General features: G+C 31.1%; 2 protein-coding genes. Both read left to right on the top strand.

Features of this window, described 5'->3' with window-relative positions:
• Window positions 1–682 (top strand): amino acid--tRNA ligase-related protein (locus ACTG3S_RS02995; RefSeq protein ID WP_439127892.1); only part of this gene is annotated, 682 nt, incomplete at its 5' end.
• Window positions 683–765: 83 nt separating this feature from the next.
• On the top strand, window positions 766–1,535 hold a 770-nt coding region (locus ACTG3S_RS02990), incomplete at its 3' end, for an RNA polymerase factor sigma-54 (RefSeq protein ID WP_439127891.1).

Genomic DNA, 1,535 nt, shown 5'->3' with positions numbered 1-1,535 from the left:
TTTAGATGGTAATATGGATTTGGCAGAAGACTTTATAAAAAAGGTTTTAAGCTACGTTTTAAAAAACTGTAAAGACGATTTGGCTTTTCTAGACCAACGTTTTAATCAAGAAGAAAAAACAAAACCACAAGCACAAAGAAGTGAAATGAGCTTGTTAGAAAAACTAAAATTTGTAACAGAAAATAATTTTAAACGAGTTTCTTACACAGAAGCTTTTGATATTTTAAGAAACTCAAAACCAAATAAAAAGAAAAAATTTCAATTTCCTGTAAACGAATGGGGTGTAGATTTACAATCTGAACACGAACGTTATTTGGTAGAAAAACATTTTAAATGTCCTGTAATTTTATTTGATTACCCAGCAAATATCAAAGCATTTTACATGCGTTTAAATGATGATGGTAAAACTGTAAGAGCCATGGATGTTTTATTTCCTGGCATTGGAGAAATGGTTGGTGGTGCTCAGCGTGAAGAACGTTATGAGGTTTTACAAGAAAAAATGAAAACCATGAATATAGACGAAAAAGAACTTTGGTGGTATTTAGACTTACGTAAGTTTGGTACAGCTGTACATTCCGGTTTTGGTTTAGGTTTCGAAAGACTAGTACAATTTACCACAGGAATGGGCAATATTAGAGACGTAATCCCTTTTCCAAGAACACCACAAAACGCAGAATTTTAAACTAGAAAAACTATTTTTTACTAAATCGTCATTCCCTAAAAGAATGACGATTTTATTTTAACCTATTTCTTATATTTGTATATATGCTAAAACAAAGCTTACAATACAAGTTACTTCAAAAATTATCTCCACAACAAATACAGTTGATGAAGCTAATTCAATTGCCTACACAAGCTTTTGAAGAGCGTTTAAAACAAGAGATAGAAGAAAACCCTGCTTTAGATACTGGTAAAGATGAAAGCGATTCTTTTGATGAAGATTTATCAAACGAATTTGATGATACTGGCACAGAAAAAATTGAAGCAGAAGACATCAATATAGATGAGTATTTAAGTGATGATGAAATACCAAACTATAAAACCCAAGCCAATAATTATTCTGCAGATGATGAAGATAAAAACGTACCCTATGCAGCTGGTACTAGTTTTCATCAATCTTTAAAAAACCAGTTAAACACCTTTCGTTTAGATGAAGAAGAACGTGCCATTGCAGAATTTTTAGTAGGTAGTATAGATGATAGTGGCTACATTAGAAGAGAAATCATAGACCTTGTAGACGATTTGGCTTTTACTGCAAATGTTTTTACAACCGAAGAAAAGGTAATTTCAGTATTAAAAAAAGCAGTGCATAATCTAGACCCCTTAGGTGTTGGCGCTAGAGATTTAAAAGAGTGTTTAATTATTCAGCTCAAAGCAAAAGACAAAACTAAAATTAGAAGTTTAGCTACAGAAATTTTAGAAACTGCGTTTGATCATTTTGTGAAAAAACATTACAAAAAATTACAAGAAAAATTCCATATTTCAGAACAGGAATTGAAAGATGTAAATGTAGAAATCTCTAAATTAAATCCGAA

This window comes from Polaribacter sp., assembly GCF_965656025.1.
Taxonomy (GTDB): domain Bacteria; phylum Bacteroidota; class Bacteroidia; order Flavobacteriales; family Flavobacteriaceae; genus Polaribacter.
The sequence above is the reverse complement of the archived record's forward strand: the minus strand, read 5'-3'. Positions and strand labels throughout refer to the sequence as shown.